Annotated in this window: 18 protein-coding genes; 14 read left to right on the top strand and 4 right to left on the bottom strand. The window is 62.6% G+C overall.

Features of this window, described 5'->3' with window-relative positions:
- Positions 1-54: 54 nt before the first annotated feature.
- Positions 55-756 carry an OmpA family protein gene (locus tag PSH78_RS06425; RefSeq protein WP_305499213.1) on the bottom strand — a complete coding sequence of 234 codons (702 nt, stop codon included), beginning with the start codon at positions 754-756 and terminating at the stop codon, positions 55-57.
- A 192-nt stretch (positions 757-948) separates the two neighbouring features.
- On the opposite strand from PSH78_RS06425, the gene PSH78_RS06420 reads away from it, so the two are divergent.
- The 4 genes from PSH78_RS06420 to PSH78_RS06405 all read left to right on the top strand — a co-directional run bounded on the left by PSH78_RS06420 (position 949) and on the right by PSH78_RS06405 (position 2,702).
- Positions 949-1,446 carry a DUF6231 family protein gene (locus PSH78_RS06420; RefSeq protein WP_305499211.1) on the top strand — a complete coding sequence of 166 codons (498 nt, stop codon included), beginning with the start codon at positions 949-951 and terminating at the stop codon, positions 1,444-1,446.
- Between the two features lie 14 nt (positions 1,447-1,460).
- A complete protein-coding gene (locus PSH78_RS06415; RefSeq protein ID WP_305501189.1) occupies positions 1,461-1,937 on the top strand; it encodes a YchJ family protein in 477 nt (158 codons plus the stop codon).
- A gap of 70 nt (positions 1,938-2,007) precedes the next feature.
- A complete protein-coding gene (locus PSH78_RS06410) occupies positions 2,008-2,493 on the top strand; it encodes an LEA type 2 family protein (protein WP_305499209.1) in 486 nt (161 codons plus the stop codon).
- Between the two features lie 5 nt (positions 2,494-2,498).
- The gene (locus PSH78_RS06405) at positions 2,499-2,702 is read left to right on the top strand and encodes an SEC-C metal-binding domain-containing protein (RefSeq protein WP_305499208.1); all 204 of its coding nucleotides are present in this window, start codon (positions 2,499-2,501) and stop codon (positions 2,700-2,702) included.
- 139 nt (positions 2,703-2,841) lie between these two features.
- Here the strand turns inward: PSH78_RS06405 and PSH78_RS06400 are convergent, their stop codons facing one another.
- Positions 2,842-3,399: a cysteine hydrolase family protein gene (locus PSH78_RS06400; protein WP_305501188.1), complete on the bottom strand. Its 558-nt coding sequence runs from the start codon at positions 3,397-3,399 to the stop codon at positions 2,842-2,844.
- A gap of 182 nt (positions 3,400-3,581) precedes the next feature.
- Here PSH78_RS06400 and PSH78_RS06395 point away from each other — a divergent pair, with 182 nt between their 5' ends.
- From PSH78_RS06395 to pdeM, 10 genes are all read left to right on the top strand, one after another.
- Entirely contained in the window at positions 3,582-6,032 is a 2,451-nt protein-coding gene (locus tag PSH78_RS06395) for a penicillin acylase family protein (RefSeq protein WP_305499206.1), read from the top strand.
- A 237-nt stretch (positions 6,033-6,269) separates the two neighbouring features.
- Positions 6,270-7,301 (top strand): ligase-associated DNA damage response exonuclease, encoded by a 1,032-nt coding sequence (locus tag PSH78_RS06390; RefSeq protein ID WP_305499204.1) that lies wholly within the window; start codon positions 6,270-6,272, stop codon positions 7,299-7,301.
- Positions 7,298-8,986 (top strand): ATP-dependent DNA ligase, encoded by a 1,689-nt coding sequence (locus PSH78_RS06385; RefSeq protein ID WP_305499202.1) that lies wholly within the window; start codon positions 7,298-7,300, stop codon positions 8,984-8,986. Before PSH78_RS06390 ends, PSH78_RS06385 begins: the two co-directional genes overlap by 4 nt.
- A 403-nt stretch (positions 8,987-9,389) precedes the next feature.
- Complete coding sequence (locus PSH78_RS06380; RefSeq protein ID WP_305499201.1) at positions 9,390-10,172, top strand: transporter substrate-binding domain-containing protein; 783 nt, start codon at positions 9,390-9,392, stop codon at positions 10,170-10,172.
- Between the two features lie 57 nt (positions 10,173-10,229).
- Positions 10,230-10,958 (top strand): ABC transporter permease, encoded by a 729-nt coding sequence (locus tag PSH78_RS06375; RefSeq protein ID WP_305499200.1) that lies wholly within the window; start codon positions 10,230-10,232, stop codon positions 10,956-10,958.
- Positions 10,955-11,665 (top strand): ABC transporter permease, encoded by a 711-nt coding sequence (locus PSH78_RS06370; protein WP_305499199.1) that lies wholly within the window; start codon positions 10,955-10,957, stop codon positions 11,663-11,665. Before PSH78_RS06375 ends, PSH78_RS06370 begins: the two co-directional genes overlap by 4 nt.
- A gap of 28 nt (positions 11,666-11,693) precedes the next feature.
- Positions 11,694-12,812, top strand: a complete 1,119-nt coding sequence (locus tag PSH78_RS06365; protein WP_305499198.1) for a succinylglutamate desuccinylase/aspartoacylase family protein — start codon at positions 11,694-11,696, stop codon at positions 12,810-12,812.
- Positions 12,813-12,825: 13 nt separating this feature from the next.
- A complete protein-coding gene (locus PSH78_RS06360) occupies positions 12,826-13,590 on the top strand; it encodes an ABC transporter ATP-binding protein (protein WP_305499197.1) in 765 nt (254 codons plus the stop codon).
- Between the two features lie 132 nt (positions 13,591-13,722).
- Positions 13,723-16,209 carry a ligase-associated DNA damage response DEXH box helicase gene (locus PSH78_RS06355; protein WP_305499196.1) on the top strand — a complete coding sequence of 829 codons (2,487 nt, stop codon included), beginning with the start codon at positions 13,723-13,725 and terminating at the stop codon, positions 16,207-16,209.
- On the top strand, positions 16,209-16,865 hold the full coding sequence (gene pdeM / locus PSH78_RS06350) for a ligase-associated DNA damage response endonuclease PdeM (RefSeq protein WP_305499195.1): 657 nt from the start codon (positions 16,209-16,211) through the stop codon (positions 16,863-16,865). The genes PSH78_RS06355 and pdeM overlap by 1 nt, the downstream gene beginning before the upstream one ends.
- 35 nt (positions 16,866-16,900) lie before the next feature.
- Here the strand turns inward: pdeM and PSH78_RS06345 are convergent, their stop codons facing one another.
- Positions 16,901-17,107 (bottom strand): hypothetical protein, encoded by a 207-nt coding sequence (locus tag PSH78_RS06345; RefSeq protein ID WP_305499193.1) that lies wholly within the window; start codon positions 17,105-17,107, stop codon positions 16,901-16,903.
- A 100-nt stretch (positions 17,108-17,207) separates the two neighbouring features.
- Positions 17,208-17,774, bottom strand: coding sequence for a dCTP deaminase (gene dcd, locus PSH78_RS06340; RefSeq protein ID WP_274105043.1), 567 nt, complete (start codon positions 17,772-17,774; stop codon positions 17,208-17,210).
- Between the last annotated feature and the right edge of the window lie 104 nt (positions 17,775-17,878).

The following is a 17,878-nucleotide window of genomic DNA, read 5'->3' as shown; positions in this document are numbered from 1 at the left end:
CACAGGAGTAAAGACCCGCATCCGCGACTGTACAAGCCGCGGAGAACGAGGGGTTCAGCGGTTTATCTTGATTTCCGTGCGACGGTTCATCGCGCGACCATCGGCGGTTTTGTTATCCGCCACCGGCTGGCTTTCCCCGGCGCCGGCCACCGAGACGAAACTGGCGCGAGGCACGCCGCTTTCGACCAGGTATTGAACCACCGAGTTGGCGCGTTTTTCCGACAGTTTCTGGTTATAGGCATCGCTGCCGACGCTGTCGGTGTGCCCGGTCACGCGCAGTTGCGCGGTGGAGGTTTCCTGCTTCAGCCGGGTCGCGATGGTGCTCAGCACTTCTTTGTCCGTCGGCGTGAGGGTGGCCTTGTTGAATTCGAAATGCACGTCGCGGACCACGATCGTTTCTTCCTGGACCATCACGGGCGCTTCAGCCACCGGTGTCGGTGCAGGTGCCGGAGGTGGGCAGCCGTCGGCATCGACCTGCACGCCCTTCGGCGTGCCCGGGCACTTGTCACGACTGTCCGGCACGCCATCGCCGTCCTCGTCGCCATCGCCATGAGCCCAGCACCAGCCTGCCGCCACCGTACCGGCGACCAGTGCGCCCGGGCCGATCCAGGAACTGCTTTCGATGGCGCCCAATCCTGCGCCGACCACACCACCGGTGGCCGCACAGATCGGCCAGTCGGTTTTTTGCAAACCTGCGCAACCAGTCAACACACTGGTTAGCAGAACCAGGGGTAACGCTGTCCGAACTATGCTCATCGGTTTATCTCCTTGAAGGATCGGCTTCGCGCCGATTCAGGGGAGTAAAGACCCGACTCGGGTTCTGCGCCAGCGTGACGCAACCACAGCTTTGGCCGCCTGTTTACGGCGGATCGCGGCGTTCGAAGACAAACCGCTCTAGGCCCGTGCGTCCACGCGCGCTATCGTGGCGGTTCTGACTGAGGAACTTCGATGAACGTTGCCATTTCTTCGCGCACGCCCCAGCAGGCGCTGGCCGCCGTGCTTGACCGCTATGCCCCGCAAAAGCTGCTGCTGATCGGCGCTGGCAGCTTCCCCGCGCTCGAGGCATTCCAGCAGGCGCATCCCGACACCGAGGTGGTCCATGCCGCCCCCGGCCCCTTGCCGGCGGATCTGGCTGCGCGGCGTTTCGACCTGGCCCTGGCGCTCGATTGCCTGGAGCATTTGCCCAAGCGCGACGGTCTGAACCTGTTGGGCGGCATTCGCAATCTCAACGCCAGCCGAATCGCCGTGCTGGCCGACCTCAATGCGTGCGGCTGGCAGGAAACCGACTTCTTCTCCCTGGCCCTGCAGGCCAGCGAGCGCTTCCAGCGCGAAGATCAGGTGCTGACCCTGTTTACCTACGATCTGCTTGAATACAAGCAGGTCCCCGACTGGCTCAACTCACGTTTCTGGGCCAACCCGGAAAACTTTGGAAAATATTGGTGGTAGCTGTGGACACTAGCCTGCATACAACCATTTGCCCTTGCGGCAGCGGCAACCCGTTGGACGCCTGCTGCGGCCATTATCACGACGGTCATCCAGCGCCCTGCGCCGCAGCCTTGATGCGCTCGCGCTACAGCGCTTATGTGCTGGGCCTGGTGGATTATCTGGTGAGCACCACCCTGCCCGCCCAACAGGAGGGCCTCGACCGCCGGGCCATCAGCGAATGGAGCGCCGGCAGCACCTGGCTGGGCTTGGAGGTGGAGAGCAGCGAGGTATTCGGCGGCCAGCCGGAACATGCCTTCGTCACTTTCACCGCACGCTGGCACGACGGCCAGGGCGAACACAGCCACCGCGAACAATCCTCGTTTGTGCAGAACGGCGGGCGCTGGTACTTCATCGACCCGACCGTGCCGGTCAAGACGGGACGCAACGACAACTGCCCGTGCGGTAGCGGGCACAAATTCAAGAAGTGCTGCGCCAGCTATTTTGCCGGTTGATTTTCGGAAACGTCCGACGCCCGCCCGCCGGCCAAGGGGGCTAGACTGGAAATAAACCAGAGGCCCGGACATGACCCAGACATCTCGATTGCTGCGCATCACTTGCCTGCTCCTGTTCGTCGGGCTAGGGGGGTGTGCGTCCTGGCGAGGTGAAGAGGCACCCGAACCGCAGGTGCATCTGGTCAAGGTGGAGGTCGTGCGGGCCCGGTTGCTGGAACAGAAGTTCATGTTGCACTTTCGCGTCGACAACCCCGGCGAAGACGACCTCACCGTACGCGGCCTGACCTACCGGATCCACCTGGACGACTTGCTGCTGACCGAAGGTGAGCATGAACACTGGTTTACGGTGCGCCCCGGACACAGCGCCTATTTCAAAGTGCCGATCCGCACCAACCTGTGGCCGCAGGTGCGCGAACTGGTGAAAATGCTGAAGAAACCCCGGCAACAGATTCCCTATCGTCTGGAGGGGGAGCTGGAAACCGGTTTATTCATCGCCCACTACGTGCACCTGGAACGCAATGGCGTGATAATCGCCGCCGATCTAATTGCGGAGTAACCCCGATGACCCAACAACCCCACGTCCATGGCCCTGATTGCAACCACGACCATGATCTTCACCACGATCATGATCACGGCCATGTCCACGGCCCGAACTGCGGCCACGCCCACCAGGAACCCGTGCGCAACACCCTGAAGGACGTCGGTCGCAACGACCCTTGCCCGTGCGGCAATGGCAAGAAATTCAAGAAGTGCCATGGGGCTTGATCAGTCCAGGCTGATGATTTTTTGACTGTTAGACCGTCATCGCGAGCAAGCTCGCTCCCACACGGGTTTTGCGGTGCACGCATATCTCTGTGGGAGCGAGCTTGCTCGCGATGAGGCCAGTAAATTCAAAACCTGTCTGTCAGCCCGCCGCCAGAATCCGCTCCACGCTGACCACCGTCGCATACTCCCCATGCAGGTTCCCCAGGGACATCGCATGCACCTCGACAGCCGAACGGACATAACCGAAGAAGTCGGCCTTGTCGAAGGTATAACACGCATCCTCGGCCACCCACGTATCGAACCCCAGGTTGCCAGCCGTGCGCGCGGTGGACTCCACCGAATTGTTCGTGGCCACGCCGACAATCACCAGTTGCCCGATTCCCGCACTGCGCAAATCCGCCTCCAGGGTGGTGCCGCAAAACGCATCGGGCACCTGCTTCTGGACCAGCCCCTCCCCGGCCAGGGGCTTGAACCGCTCCTGAACCTCCACGCCTGATTGTCCAGGCCAGAAGACTGATGCCTCGGACCGGGACAGATGATGGACATGGATGACCGGCCGCGCCGACTCTCGCCAGCATCCGAGCAATTCCAGCATGCGCAGCTCCGCCTCGGGATTGTTGCGCGGGCCAAGCCTGGGATGGAGGATGCCTTTCTGCTGATCGATAAGGATCAGCGCCGCGTTTTTCTGTAGCGCCATGCCGGATTTCTCGGTCGTTGATTTTCCATACTTGAGCATCACCTTCTCCTACAAGCAAGTCTCCAGAGGCTGGGCTTTCATCGCAAAACATCAAATAACCCCAAAGCCCGCTTGCGCGCCCTTCTCCTGCTCACTAACGTAGCGCCTTTATTGGTGCCACCCCCTCCCGCAGGAGCTTTGCCATGGCCTCGCCAGCCTCGATTTCTTTCCTTCCCAAGCTCGGCGTTGCCGCAGCAGTGGCCAGCGTGCTCGGTTTGAGCGGTTGCCAGGCCTGGAATACCCAGGACACGGTCGCGCCCACCACCGGCGTACAACCGCTCAAGGGGCTGGCGCAGAATGTCTCGGTCCGGCGTAATGCCTTGGGCATGCCGCTGATCGAGAGCAACAGTTTTCATGACGCCCTGTTTGCCCTCGGCTATGTGCATGCCAGCGACCGGATCACCCAGATGGCGACCCTGCGCCTGCTCGCCCAGGGCCGCCTGGCGGAAATGTCCGGCGCCGAACGGCTGGACGTTGACCGCTACATGCGCGCCGTCAACCTGAAGAAAAGCGCGGATGAGCTGTACAAGGCATCTTCGCCACGCCTGAAGCGCTTTTTCGAAGTCTATGCGCGAGGCGTCAACGCCTACCTGTTCCGCTATCGCGACAAGCTGCCGGCAGACCTGGCCGCCACCGGCTACAAACCCGAGTACTGGAAACCGGAAGATTCGGCGCTGCTGTTCTGCCTGCTGAATTTCACCCAGTCGGCCAACCTGCCGGAAGAAGTCGCCGCCCTGGTGCTGGCCCAGAGCGTAACCAACGATAAACTGGCTTGGCTGAGCCCGTCCTACCCGGACGAGCCATTGCCCCTGGCCGAAGCCGAAAAGCTGCAGGGCGTCCGGCTCAATGGGCAGATTCCCGGTTTGAATGAAATCAGCAAGGCCAGCGCCGAGTTGGCCGACCTGAACCTGCTGGGCGCAGCGTCGTCGAGCAACTGGGCCATCGGCCCGCAGCGCAGCCGCAACGGCAAGAGCCTGTTGGCCGGCGACAGTCATGGCCCACTGGGCGTGCCGTCGCTCTGGAGCCCGGTGCAGATTCGCGCGCCCAAATATCAGGCGGCCGGGCTTTCCGTGGCGGGCATCCCGATGATCCTCGCGGGCTTCAACGGTAACGTCGCGTGGAGCATGACCAGTGTTCTCGGCGACAACCAGGACCTGTACCTGGAAAAGATCCGACGCCAGGGCAACGGCCTGTCCTACGAAGCCAACGGCAAGTGGCAGCAAGCGACCGTGCGCAACGAAACCTACTTCATCAAGGGCCAACGGTCGATCAGAGAGGCGGTGTACGAAACCCGCCACGGCCCGCTGCTCAACAGCGCCCAAGGCCCGGCCATGGCCAACGGCCTGGGGCTGGCCCTGCAGCTGCCGAGCTTCAGCGACGACAAGACCCTGGACGCGCTCTTCGATCTGTCACGCGCGCAGAATGTCGAGAGAGCCTCCGACGCCAGCCGGGAGATCCGCGCCCTGGCGGTAAACATGGTGTTCGCCGACGCCCGCAACATCGGCTGGCAGGTCACCGGTCGTTACCCGAACCGCCGCGAGGGCGAGGGCCTGTTGCCATCGCCGGGCTGGGACAGCCGTTATGATTGGGACGGCTACGCCGATCCGATGCTGCATCCCTACGACCAGGACCCGGCGCAGGGTTGGCTCGGCACCGCCAACCAGCGCGTCATTCCCCATGGCTACGGCATGCAACTGTCCAACTCCTGGGCGGCGCCGGAACGTGGCGAGCGCCTGGCCGAACTGGCCGGCGCAGGCAAGCACGACGCCCGCAGCCTGATCGCCATGCAATACGACCAGACCACGACATTCGCGGCCAAGCTGAAGAAAGTCTTCGAAGCCCCGGGCATGGCCCAGCCACTCAAGCAGGCGATCGAAGCCCTGCCGGAGGCGGACCGCGCCAAGGCACGCGAGGCCTACACCCGCCTGATGGCGTTCGATGGCCGGCTCAGCCCGGTTTCCACCGACGCAGCGATCTATGGGCTGTTCCTGCAGGAAAGCATGAAGCAGACGTTCCTTGATGAACTGGGCCCCGAAAACAGTCCGGCGTGGAAAGCGCTGGTCGCCAACGGCCAGCTGTCTTATTCGGCCCAGGCCGATCATTTGCTTGGTCGTGAGGACAGTCCGTTCTGGGACGATGTGCGCACGCCGCAAAAAGAAGACAAGGCCGTTATCCTGGCTCGCAGCCTCGCGGCGGCCGTTAGCGCCGGTGACAGTCTGTTGGGTACTGACCACAGCGCGTGGCAGTGGGGCAAGCTGCACCGCCAGGAATGGAAAAACGCCAGCGGCCAGACCGTACGCGGCCCGCTGGCAGCCGGCGGCGATGGCAGCACGCTCAATACCGCCGCGTTCGCCTGGGGCCAGGATTTCAACACGACCCTGGCGCCGGCCACCCGGTTTATCGTTGATTTCAGCCAGCCTGAGCCGTTGACGATCCAGGGCGGCGCCGGCCAATCGGGCAACCCGGCCAGCCCGCACTATCTGAACGGCCTCGAGCCATGGCTCAAGGGCCAATATCAAAGCCTGCCCTTGCAACCGCAGAATTTTGACCGGGCGTATGGCAAGACTCGTTTGACGCTGGTGCCGGGAAAATAGGTTCTCCATTGTGGCGAGGGGATTTATCCCCGCTGGGCTGCGAAGCAGCCCTGAAACCAAGCAACTCGGTACATCTGACAGGTTCAATCAGTTGCCTTGGGACTGCTTCGCAGACCAGCGGGGATAAATCCCCTCGCCACAGTCGTTCATGCCGTAGGTTGATCCTGCCCCAAAACCGATCGAACTTCTTCCTCCTCCGTTGCCTCTACCGGACAAGCCCATCGCCCCGGTAACCGCATGGATCTGGTCATTGCCCGCCCCGAAGGCCTGTATTGTCCGCAGGGAGATTTCTACATCGACCCATGGCGTCCGGTGGACCGCTCGGTCATTACCCACGCCCACGGCGACCATGCCCGCGGCGGCAACCAGCACTACCTGGCAGCGGCACCCGGCGAAGGCATCCTGCGCTCCCGGCTGGGCCAGGACATCAACCTGCAAACCCTGCCCTATGGCGAACGGCTGGTGCACCATGGCGTGACCTTGAGCTTTCATCCCGCCGGCCATGTATTGGGCTCTGCCCAGGTGCGGCTGGAATATCAAGGCGAGGTGTGGGTCGCGTCCGGCGACTACAAAGTGGAGCCCGACGGCACCTGCGCACCGTTCGAGCCGGTGAAATGTCATACGTTCATCACCGAATCCACCTTCGGCCTGCCGATCTATCGCTGGCAGCCCCAGACGCAGGTGTTCGATGAGATCAACCAATGGTGGCGCGGGAACATCGCCGCCGGCCGGGCCAGCGTGTTGTTCTGTTATTCCTTTGGCAAGGCCCAGCGAATCCTCCACGGCATCGACGCGAGCCTGGGCCCGATACTCGCCCATGGCGCGGTGGAGCCGCTGAACCGGGTCTATCGCGAAGCCGGTGTGCACCTGCCGCCGACGATCTATGCCGGCGATGTGAAAAAGACTGATCCGATCATGAGCCAGGCGCTGGTCATCGCCCCGCCCTCCGCCGGTGGCAGCACCTGGATGCGGCGTTTTGGCGATTACAGCGACGCCTTCGCCAGCGGCTGGATGCGCTTGCGCGGCACCCGTCGGCGACGGGGCGTGGATCGGGGCTTCGTGCTTTCCGATCACGCCGACTGGCCTGGCCTGCTCTGGGCCATCGAACAGACCGGCGCCGAACGGGTCATGGTCACCCACGGATCGGTCGCCGTGCTGGTGCGTCATCTCTGTGAACAAGGCCTCGACGCCCAGGGCTTCACCACGGAATACGGCGATGACGAAGAGGACGTCGCCGTGGCGAGCGACAGCGGCGAGGACGCTTCATGAAAACCTTTGCCGAGCTGTACGCCGAACTCGACGCCACCACCTCAAGCAACGCCAAGCTCGCGGCCATGCAGGATTATTTCAGCAAGGCGCCACCCAAGGACGCCGCCTGGGCGGTGTATTTTCTCTCGGGCGGGCGTCCCAGGCAGTTGGTACCGGTGAAAATCCTCCGGGAGCTGGCGGTCCAGGTGTCCGGCCTGTCTCTTTGGCTGTTCGAAGAAAGTTACCAGGCCGTGGGCGACCTGGCCGAAACCATTTCGCTGGTACTGCCCGAATCGCCCCACAGTTCCGATGAAGGCCTGGCGGTGTGGATCGAGGAAAAACTCCTGCCATTGCGCGGTGAGACGCCAGAGGTACTGACGCAGCGGCTTCCGGCACTGTGGGCAGAACTTGACCGATCCAGCCTGATGCTCTGCATCAAGCTCATCACCGGCAGTTTCCGCGTCGGGGTGTCCAAGCTGTTGGTCACCCGGGCGCTGGCTATGATGGCCGGTCTCGACAGCAAACGGGTGGCCCAACGGCTGGTGGGCTACACCGATCTGTCCCATCGCCCGACCGCGGCCAGTTACCTCAAGCTGATCGCCGGCGAATCCGCCGATGAACACGCCCAACGCGGCGGCCAGCCTTATCCGTTTTTCCTGGCCCATGCCTTGTCGCAACCGGTTGAGCAATTCGACACCTTGTTGGGGCCGGCCAGCGACTGGCAGGTGGAGTGGAAATGGGACGGAATCCGCGCCCAGGTGATCAAGCGCGACGGCCATTTGTGGGTCTGGTCCCGTGGCGAGGACCTGGTGACTGAGCGCTTTCCTGAATTGCATTGCCTGGCGCAGGCGTTGCCCGACGGCACGGTGATCGATGGCGAAATCGTGGTCTGGAAAGCCCCGCAGGCGGTCACCGAGGATGCCTTTGATCCGGAGGCGCCGCTGCAGCCGGCGGTACAAACCTTCGCCCTGTTGCAACAGCGCATCGGTCGCAAGACCCTGAGCAAGAAGGTGCTGGAAGACGCCCCCGTGGCGGTGATGGCCTACGACCTGTTGGAATGGCAGGGCGAGGACTGGCGCAGCCGGCCCCAGGCCGAGCGTCGCGAGCAACTGGAAGCCCTGGTTGCCCGCTGCCACAGTCCGGTGCTGTTGCCGTCGCCCATCGTCACCGGCCACGATTGGCTCGACCTCGCCCGCCAGCGCGAAGCGTCCCGCAGTCTCGGCGTCGAAGGCATGATGCTCAAGGCGCGCAACGCGCTGTACGGCGTTGGCCGGACCAAGGACATGGGCGTGTGGTGGAAATGGAAGATCGACCCGTTCAGTGTCGACGCGGTGCTGATCTATGCCCAGCGCGGCCATGGCCGGCGCGCCAGCCTCTACAGCGACTACACCTTCGCCGTGTGGGACAACCCGCCCGGCAGCCGCGAACGCACGCTGGTGCCTTTCGCCAAGGCCTATTCAGGGCTGACCGATGCAGAGATGCGCCAGGTCGACAGCATCGTGCGCAAGACCACGGTGGAAAAGTTCGGCCCGGTGAGCAGCGTCACGCCGACCCTGGTTTTCGAACTGGGCTTCGAAGGCATCGCCTTGTCCAAGCGCCACAAGAGCGGGATCGCGGTACGTTTTCCACGGATGCTGCGCTGGCGCCAGGACAAGACCGTCGAAGAGGCGGACACGCTGGCGACGCTTCAGGATCTTCTGAAATAACCCCTCGGTCATTGTGGTGAGGGGATTTATCCCCGTTGGGCTGCGAAGCAGACCCAAAACTGATCAACATGATCGGTCTGACACGCCGAGGTGCCGGTTTTTTTGGGGCCGCTGCGCGACCCAGCGGGGATAAATCCCCTCGCCACAGATAAACCCCATCCACAGACAATCCCCTCCACCACGACAGAATCAACGAACAGCACGCTCCATCCCGGTGCGCTTTTTGATGTACGCTCATCCCCGCGCACCATCGCGTTCCGTCTCTCGCCGCCAGTGCTTTTAAAACACTTGTTCGGCACTATGGTTCGGAAATTGCTACCTTTATGCCGTCATACCGTTCTGACCTTCACCGGTAACAATCTTACGCGCCACAAGCGCTCAAATTGGTTTTAGGGACTCAATAATGAAAAAAGCACTGCTGACCCTTTCTGCACTGGCGTTGTGCATGGCCGCCGGCGTCGCCACGGCCAAGGAATACAAGGAACTGCGTTTTGGTGTCGACCCGTCCTACGCCCCGTTCGAATCCAAAGCCGCCGATGGCAGCCTGGTGGGTTTCGACATCGACCTGGGCAATGCGATCTGCGAAGAACTGAAGGTCAAATGCAAATGGGTCGAAAGCGATTTCGACGGCATGATCCCCGGCCTCAAGGCCAACAAATTCGACGGCGTGATCTCGTCCATGACGGTGACCCCGGCCCGTGAAAAGGCTATCGACTTCTCCAGCGAGTTGTTCTCCGGCCCAACGGCCTATGTATTCAAGAAGGGCTCGGGCCTGAGCGCAGACGTTGCCTCGCTCAAGGGCAAGACCGTCGGCTACGAGCAAGGCACCATCCAGGAAGCCTACGCCAAGGCCGTGCTGGACAAGGCCGGCGTCAAGACCCAGGCCTACCAGAACCAGGACCAGGTCTATGCCGACCTGACCTCGGGCCGCCTCGATGCCGCGATCCAGGACATGCTCCAGGCCGAACTGGGCTTCCTGAAATCGCCAAAAGGCGAAGGCTATGAAGTCAGCCAGCCGGTGGACAGCGAACTGCTGCCCTCCAAGACCGCCATCGGTATCAAAAAGGGTAACAAAGAGCTGAAGGCGCTTTTGGATAAAGGTATCAAAGCGTTACACGACGACGGCAAATACGCCGAGATCCAGAAAAAACACTTTGGCGATCTGAATCTGTACAGCGGCAAATAATGCGCGGCGCCCACCCTGAACCGGGTGGGCGCTTTTTTCCTGCCAAAGGCAATGTCCATGTTCGAACAATTCCTACAAAGTCTGGGGCTCTCGGCCTTCAGCCTGCAGGGCTTTGGCCCGCTGCTGATGCAAGGCACCTGGATGACCATCAAGCTGTCGGCCCTGTCCTTGCTGCTTAGCGTCCTGCTCGGGCTGCTCGGCGCCAGCGCCAAATTGTCCAGCGTCAAACTGCTGCGTATTCCGGCCCAGCTCTACACCACGCTGATTCGCGGCGTGCCCGACCTGGTGCTGATGCTGCTGATCTTCTACAGCCTGCAAACCTGGCTGACGTCTTTTACCGATTTCATGGAATGGGAATACATCGAGATCAACCCGTTCGGCGCCGGGGTCATCACCCTGGGCTTCATTTACGGTGCGTACTTCACCGAAACCTTTCGCGGCGCGATCCTCGCGGTGCCTCGCGGGCAGGTCGAAGCGGCCACGGCCTACGGTCTCAAGCGTGGCCAGCGTTTCCGCTATGTCGTGTTCCCGCAAATGATGCGCTTTGCCCTGCCGGGCATCGGCAACAACTGGATGGTCATGCTCAAGGCCACCGCCCTGGTGTCGATCATCGGCCTGGCCGACCTGGTCAAGGCCGCCCAGGATGCGGGCAAGAGCACCTACCAGCTGTTTTATTTCCTGGTGCTGGCGGCGCTCATCTATCTGCTGATCACTAGTGCATCCAACGCTATCCTGCGCTGGCTTGAACGCCGCTACGCCGCCGGAGCCCGGGAGGCCGTGCGATGATCGAACTCCTGCAGGAATACTGGCGACCGTTTCTCTACAGCGACGGCGTCCACATCACCGGCCTGGCGATGACCCTGTGGCTGCTCAGTGCTTCGTTGCTGATCGGCTTCGTAGTGTCGATTCCGCTGTCCATCGCCCGGGTTTCACCCAGGTTCTACGTCCGCTGGCCCGTGCAGTTCTATACCTATCTGTTCCGTGGCACGCCGCTCTATATCCAATTGCTGATCTGCTACACCGGCATCTACAGCATCGAGGCGGTGCGCGCCCAACCCGTGCTCGACAGTTTCTTTCGCGACGCGATGAACTGCACGATCCTGGCGTTCGCATTGAACACCTGCGCCTACACCACGGAGATCTTTGCCGGGGCGATTCGCAGCATGAACCACGGCGAAGTCGAAGCGGCCAAGGCTTACGGATTGACCGGCTGGAAGCTCTACACGTACGTGATCATGCCGTCGGCGCTGCGTCGTTCGCTGCCGTACTACAGCAACGAAGTGATATTGATGCTGCACTCGACGACCGTGGCGTTCACCGCTACCGTTCCAGACGTGTTGAAAGTCGCCCGGGATGCCAACTCGGCCACTTTCCTGACGTTCCAGTCGTTCGGGATCGCCGCGTTGATCTACCTGACCGTCACGTTTGCACTGGTGGGCCTCTTCCGTCTCGCCGAACGCCGCTGGCTGGCCTTTCTCGGGCCGACCCACTAAGGCTTCCGTTCCCAGGACATACATGTAAATGCGCCACCAGATTCATGACCTGCTGGCCCCACTGCCGGGGACCGCACGCAAGATCCACAGCTTCCACTTCGGCCCGGAAAAAGCCGTCGGCAAAATCTATATCCAGTCGTCCCTGCATGCCGATGAATTGCCCGGCATGCTGGTCGCCTGGCACCTCAAGCAGCGCCTGGCCGAACTCGAGGCTCCGGGCCACCTGCGGCACGAAATCGTGCTGGTGCCGGTCGCCAACCCGATCGGCCTTGAGCAGGTCCTGATGGACGTGCCCCTGGGCCGTTACGAATTGGAGAGCGGGCAGAATTTCAACCGCCGGTTCGTCGACCTGAGCGAAGAGATCGGCAACGAAATCGAAGGCCTGCTGACCGACGACCCGCAGCACAACCTGATGCTGATCCGCACCAGCCTGCGCGACGCCCTCAGTCGGCAGACCGCCAGCACCCAACTGCAATCCCAGCGGCTGGTCCTGCAACGCCTGGCCTGTGATGCCGACATGGTGCTTGACCTGCATTGCGATTTCGAAGCCGTCGCCCATCTCTACACCACGCCCGAGGCCTGGCCGCGGGTCGAGCCGCTGGCGCGCTACATCGGCGCCGAGGCCAGCCTGCTGGCGACCGACTCGGGTGGCCAATCGTTCGATGAGTGCTTCACGCTGCTCTGGTGGCAGCTCAAGGAGCGTTTCGGTGAGCGTTTCGAAATTCCCCTGGGCAGTTTTTCGGTAACCGTCGAATTGCGCGGCCAGGGTGACGTCAACCATGGCCTGGCGAGTCTCGACTGCCAGGCCCTGATCGAATACCTGATCCACTTCGGCGCCATCGACGGTGAGCCGGTGCCGTTGCCCGACCTGCCCTACCCGGCCACGCCGCTGGCCGGCGTCGAACCGGTGGCGACACCGGTCGGCGGCCTGCTGGTGTACAGCGCCCTGCCCGGTGAATACCTGGAGGCGGGACAGTTGATCGCCGAAATCATCGACCCGGTCAACGACACCGTCACCCCCGTTCATTGCCGTAATGCCGGGCTGCTGTACGCCCGCTCGCTGCGTCGCATGGCCACCGCCGGCATGGTCATCGCCCACGTCGCCGGGACCGAAGCCTACCGCAGCGGCTACCTACTTTCGCCTTGAGGATGCCTGTTCCATGTACAAACTGACCATCGAAGGCCTGCACAAAAGCTATGGCCAGCATGAGGTGCTCAAAGGGGTCTCGCTCAAGGCCAGGACCGGCGACGTGATCAGCCTGATCGGCGCGAGCGGCTCGGGCAAAAGCACCTTCCTGCGCTGCATCAATTTCCTTGAACAACCCAACGACGGCGCCATGAGCCTGGACGGCCAATCGATCCAGATGATCAAGGATCACCACGGCATGCGCGTGGCCGACGCCGACGAGCTGCAACGCATCCGCACGCGCCTGGCCATGGTGTTCCAGCACTTCAACCTGTGGAGCCACATGACCGTGCTGGAAAACATCACGATGGCGCCGCGCCGGGTGCTGGGCGTCAGCAAGCAGGAAGCCGAGGATCGCGCCCGCCGTTATCTCGACAAGGTCGGCCTGCCGGCACGTGTCGCCGAGCAATACCCGGCGTTCCTGTCCGGTGGCCAGCAACAACGCGTCGCGATTGCCCGCGCCTTGGCCATGGAGCCTGAGGTGATGCTGTTCGACGAACCGACCTCGGCCCTGGACCCGGAACTGGTGGGAGAAGTCTTGAAGGTCATCCAGGGGTTGGCCGAAGAAGGCCGGACCATGATCATGGTGACCCACGAGATGAGCTTCGCCCGCAAGGTATCCAATCAGGTGCTGTTTCTGCACCAGGGCCTGGTGGAAGAAGAAGGCGCGCCGGAAGACGTGCTGGGCAGCCCGAAGAGCGAACGTCTCAAGCAGTTTCTCAGTGGCAATCTGAAATAGATTCCCCTCCCGCCGTGGCGAGGGAGCAAGCTCCCTCGCCACAAAAGCGCGCCTGCCAGAACCTGTGTCATAAAACCTTTCACACCCCGCCGTGGTCTTTGAAGAAGGACTTTCAGGGCGCATACCGCACGCATGGGGACATCCAGCAACTTCGCGAAACAGTGGTTCGATGCCCGCGGCTGGAAGCCGTTCGCCTTTCAAAAGCAGGTATGGGCTGCGGTCAAGCGCGGCGAGTCAGGGTTGCTGCATGCCAATACCGGCGCCGGCAAGACCTACGCCGTCTGGTTTGCCGCCCTCAACCGTTTCGCCCGCAGCGTGCCGCCACCGGACAAGCCTCGTAAACGCAAACCGCCGAGCGAACCGCTGACCGTCTTGTGGATAACGCCGATGCGCGCGCTGGCCGCCGACACCGGCAAGGCTCTCGAAGCGCCCCTCGATCCGCTGCAGATTCCCTGGAGCGTAGGCCTGCGCACCGGTGACACCAGCGCCAGCGAACGCGCCCGACAAGGCCGGCGCTTGCCCACGGCGCTGATCACCACGCCCGAAAGCCTGACGCTGATGCTCGCCCGCGCTGATGCGCAAACGGCCGTGTCGACCCTGCGCATGGTCGTGGTGGACGAGTGGCACGAATTGCTCGGCAACAAGCGCGGCGTGCAATTGCAGCTGGCCCTGGCTCGCTTGCGCTACTGGCACCCCGGGCTGATTGTCTGGGGCGTATCCGCGACCCTGGGTAACCAGGCCCACGCCGAGCAGGTATTGATCCCACAAGGCGGCGGAATAAGTGTGCAGGGCGCCGATGCCAAGGCGTTGCAGGTCGATACGCTGTTGCCGCCAACCCTCGAACGTTTTCCGTGGGCGGGGCATATCGGCCTGAAAATGTTGCCCCAGGTGGTTGCTGAAATCGACACCAGCAGCAGTTGCCTGGTCTTTACCAATACACGCGCGCAAGCGGAAATCTGGTACCAGGCCATTCTGGAAGCGCGCCCGGATTGGGCCGGACTGATCGCGTTGCACTATAGCTCGTTATCCCGCGACACCCGCGACTGGGTGGAGCGGGCGTTGAAGGAGGGCCAGCTCAAGGCAGTCGTGTGTACGTCCAGCCTCGACCTCGGGGTGGATTTTCTGCCCGTGGAGCGCGTGTTGCAGATCGGTTCCGCGAAGGGCGTCGCTCGCTTGATGCAACGCGCCGGACGCTCCGGCCATGCACCGGGGCGGACCTCGCGTATAACCCTGGTGCCGACCCATAGCCTGGAGCTGATCGAGGCCGCCGCCGCCCAGGATGCCGTGGCACAGCGGCGAATCGAGCCGCGTGAATCGCCCCACAAACCCTTGGATGTACTGGTCCAGCATCTGGTCAGCATGGCCTTGGGTGGTGGTTTTGTGCCCGAGGAGCTGTTCGATGAGGTGCGCGGGGCCTGGGCCTACCGCGACCTGAACCCGGCCGAGTGGGCCTGGGCGCTGGCGTTCGTGCGCCACGGCGGCCTGTCGCTGACCGCCTACCCTGATTACCGACGGGTCGAACCGGACGAACACGGGATCTGGCGCGTGCCTGACGCGCGTCTGGCCCGGCGCCACGGCATGAGCATTGGCACCATCGTCAGTGACGCCAGCCTGCAATTGAAATTCTGGAGCAAGGGCGGCGGCGGCAAGACCCTGGGCAGCGTGGAAGAAGGATTCATCGCACGCTTGCGCCCCGGCGATGGATTCCTGTTCGCCGGGCGATTGCTCGAGTTGGTCCGGGTCGAGGACATGACAGCTTACGTACGCCGCAGCCAGGCGAAAAAAGCCGCCGTGCCGCGCTGGAATGGCGGACGCATGCCGCTTTCCAGCGAGCTCGCTGCTGCGGTCGTCGCGCGCTTGAGCGAAGCCGCCCAGGGCCGTTTCGACGGACCGGAAATGCAAGCCGTACTGCCGCTGCTGTCAACGCAGCTGCGTTGGTCCGGCCTGCCGACGCAGGGAACGCTGCTAGCCGAAGCGCTCAAATCCCGGGAGGGTTGGCACCTGTTCCTGTATCCGTTCGCCGGGCGCCAGGTACATCTGGGCCTGGCCAGCCTGTTGGCCTGGCGCGTCAGCCAGCGCCAACCGGTGACGTTCTCGATTGCGGTCAATGACTACGGCCTGGAATTGCTCAGTGCCACCGAGCTGGATTGGTCAACGCACCTGAACCCGGCGCTGTTGCGCACCGATGGCTTGCTGGCCGACGTTCTCGCCAGCCTGAACGCCGGAGAACTGGCCCTGCGCCGCTTCCGCGAAATCGCCCGGATCGCCGGGCTGGTGTTCGCCGGCTACCCCGGCGCCCCCAAGAGCACCCGCCAAGTGCAGGCTTCCAGCGGGTTGTTCTATCAAGTGTTCAAGCAATATGACGCCGATAACCTGCTGCTGGCCCAGGCCGGCGAGGAAGTCCTGCGCGAAGAATTGGATATACGCCGACTGGAGCAGACCTTGGAACGCCTCGATACCTTGACACTCGACCTGCACCTGATCAAACGCCCTACTCCGCTGGGCTTCCCCTTGCTGGTGGAGCGATTCCGCGAAAGCATGAGTTCGGAAAAGCTCGCCGATCGCATCCGGCGCATGGTCAGCGAACTGGAAAAAACCGCTGATCGAGGAAGCGCCTGATGCCCGCGCCGTATCCCGTCAACCTCGCGGGCGAAGAGCTCTGGCTGTTGCCGCAAAAAGCCCTGTACTGGCCGGCCCAGGAAACCCTGATGGTGGCCGATGTGCATTTCGGCAAGGCCGCGGCCTACCGCAGCCTCGGCCAACCGGTACCCCACGGCACCACGGCGAACAACATCGCCATGCTTGACGGGTTGCTGGCGAGCCTGCCGTGCCGACTGCTGATATTCCTCGGGGACTTCCTGCATGGGCCCGGCTCTCATGCCCCAGGCACTTTGAAGGCCCTTGCCGACTGGCGTGAACGGCATCGCAAACTTGCCATCACGCTGATCCGCGGCAATCACGACAAACGCGCCGGCGATCCGCCAGCGGCACTCAATATCCGCGTCGTCCCCGAGCCATTGCTGTTGGGCCCTTTCGCCGTGCAACACGAGCCTACCCCGCATCCAAGTCGACACGTGCTCGCCGGGCATGTGCACCCGGTCTACCACCTGAGCGGTAAAGGCCGGCAACGCCTGCGCCTGCCGTGCTTCCGCCTCGGTAGCGAGATCAGCCTGCTACCGGCCTTCGGCGCCTTCACGGGAGGCTATCGGGTCGATCAGGACAACGACTGCAAGATCTTCGTAGTGGGCGACAACGAAATATGGCCCGTCAGTTGAAGCGTTCAGGCTTGAACTGACGGGCCATTGGCTGATCAGGCTACGGGCGCGGGAGGCGGTTCGTCCGGAAGAGTCGGTTCGCCGGGTTCGGTAGGCTGTTCGTTAGGGGTATCGGGGTCGGGCTGGCCAGGGATGCCGCCCGCCGCTTCAGCAGGGTGGGCCAGTAATGACCAAGCCAGGACGCCGATCTGATTGGGCTCAAGCCTTGCCAGTTCGGCACTGATTCGCGGATCGATCTTCATAGAGCAACTCCTGAGCGAAGGCCCGTTGCGCAGACGCAAAAACGGGCAGTACACCCAATAGAGTGCCTGCCCGCTCAGGAATTCCAACAGCTCGTCAGAATCAGGTACGCGGCAGTGTCACACCGCGCTGGCCCTGGTATTTACCGCCACGGTCCTTGTAAGAAACTTCACATTCCTCATCGGACTCAAGGAACAACATCTGCGCCACGCCCTCGTTGGCGTAGATCTTCGCCGGCAGGGTCGTGGTGTTGGAGAACTCCAGGGTCACGTGGCCTTCCCATTCAGGTTCCAGGGGTGTCACGTTGACGATGATGCCGCAGCGGGCGTAGGTGCTTTTACCCAGGCAGATGGTCAGCACGTTGCGCGGGATGCGGAAGTACTCGACGGTGCGGGCCAGGGCGAAAGAGTTCGGCGGAATGATGCAAACGTCGCTTTTGACGTCGACGAAGCTCTTCTCATCGAAATTCTTCGGGTCGACGGTGGCCGAGTTGATGTTGGTGAACACCTTGAATTCGTCGGCGCAGCGCACGTCGTAGCCGTAGCTGGAAACGCCGAAGGAAATCAGCCGCTCGGCGCCTTCGCCACGCATCTGGCGCTCTACGAAGGGCTCGATCATGCCGTGCTCTTGCGCCATGCGGCGAATCCACTTGTCCGATTTGATGCTCATGGCGGGTTTCCTGAAATAGCGAGGTGGAAAAAACTGTCCGGCATCTTACCGGGGCGCGGGACGGGTTCAAAGTGCGAGACGCAATTCTCGGCGATCCGCCTTGA

Origin of the sequence: Pseudomonas sp. FP198, from assembly GCF_030687895.1 — a bacterium.
GTDB lineage: Bacteria > Pseudomonadota > Gammaproteobacteria > Pseudomonadales > Pseudomonadaceae > Aquipseudomonas.
The sequence above is the reverse complement of the archived record's forward strand: the minus strand, read 5'-3'. Positions and strand labels throughout refer to the sequence as shown.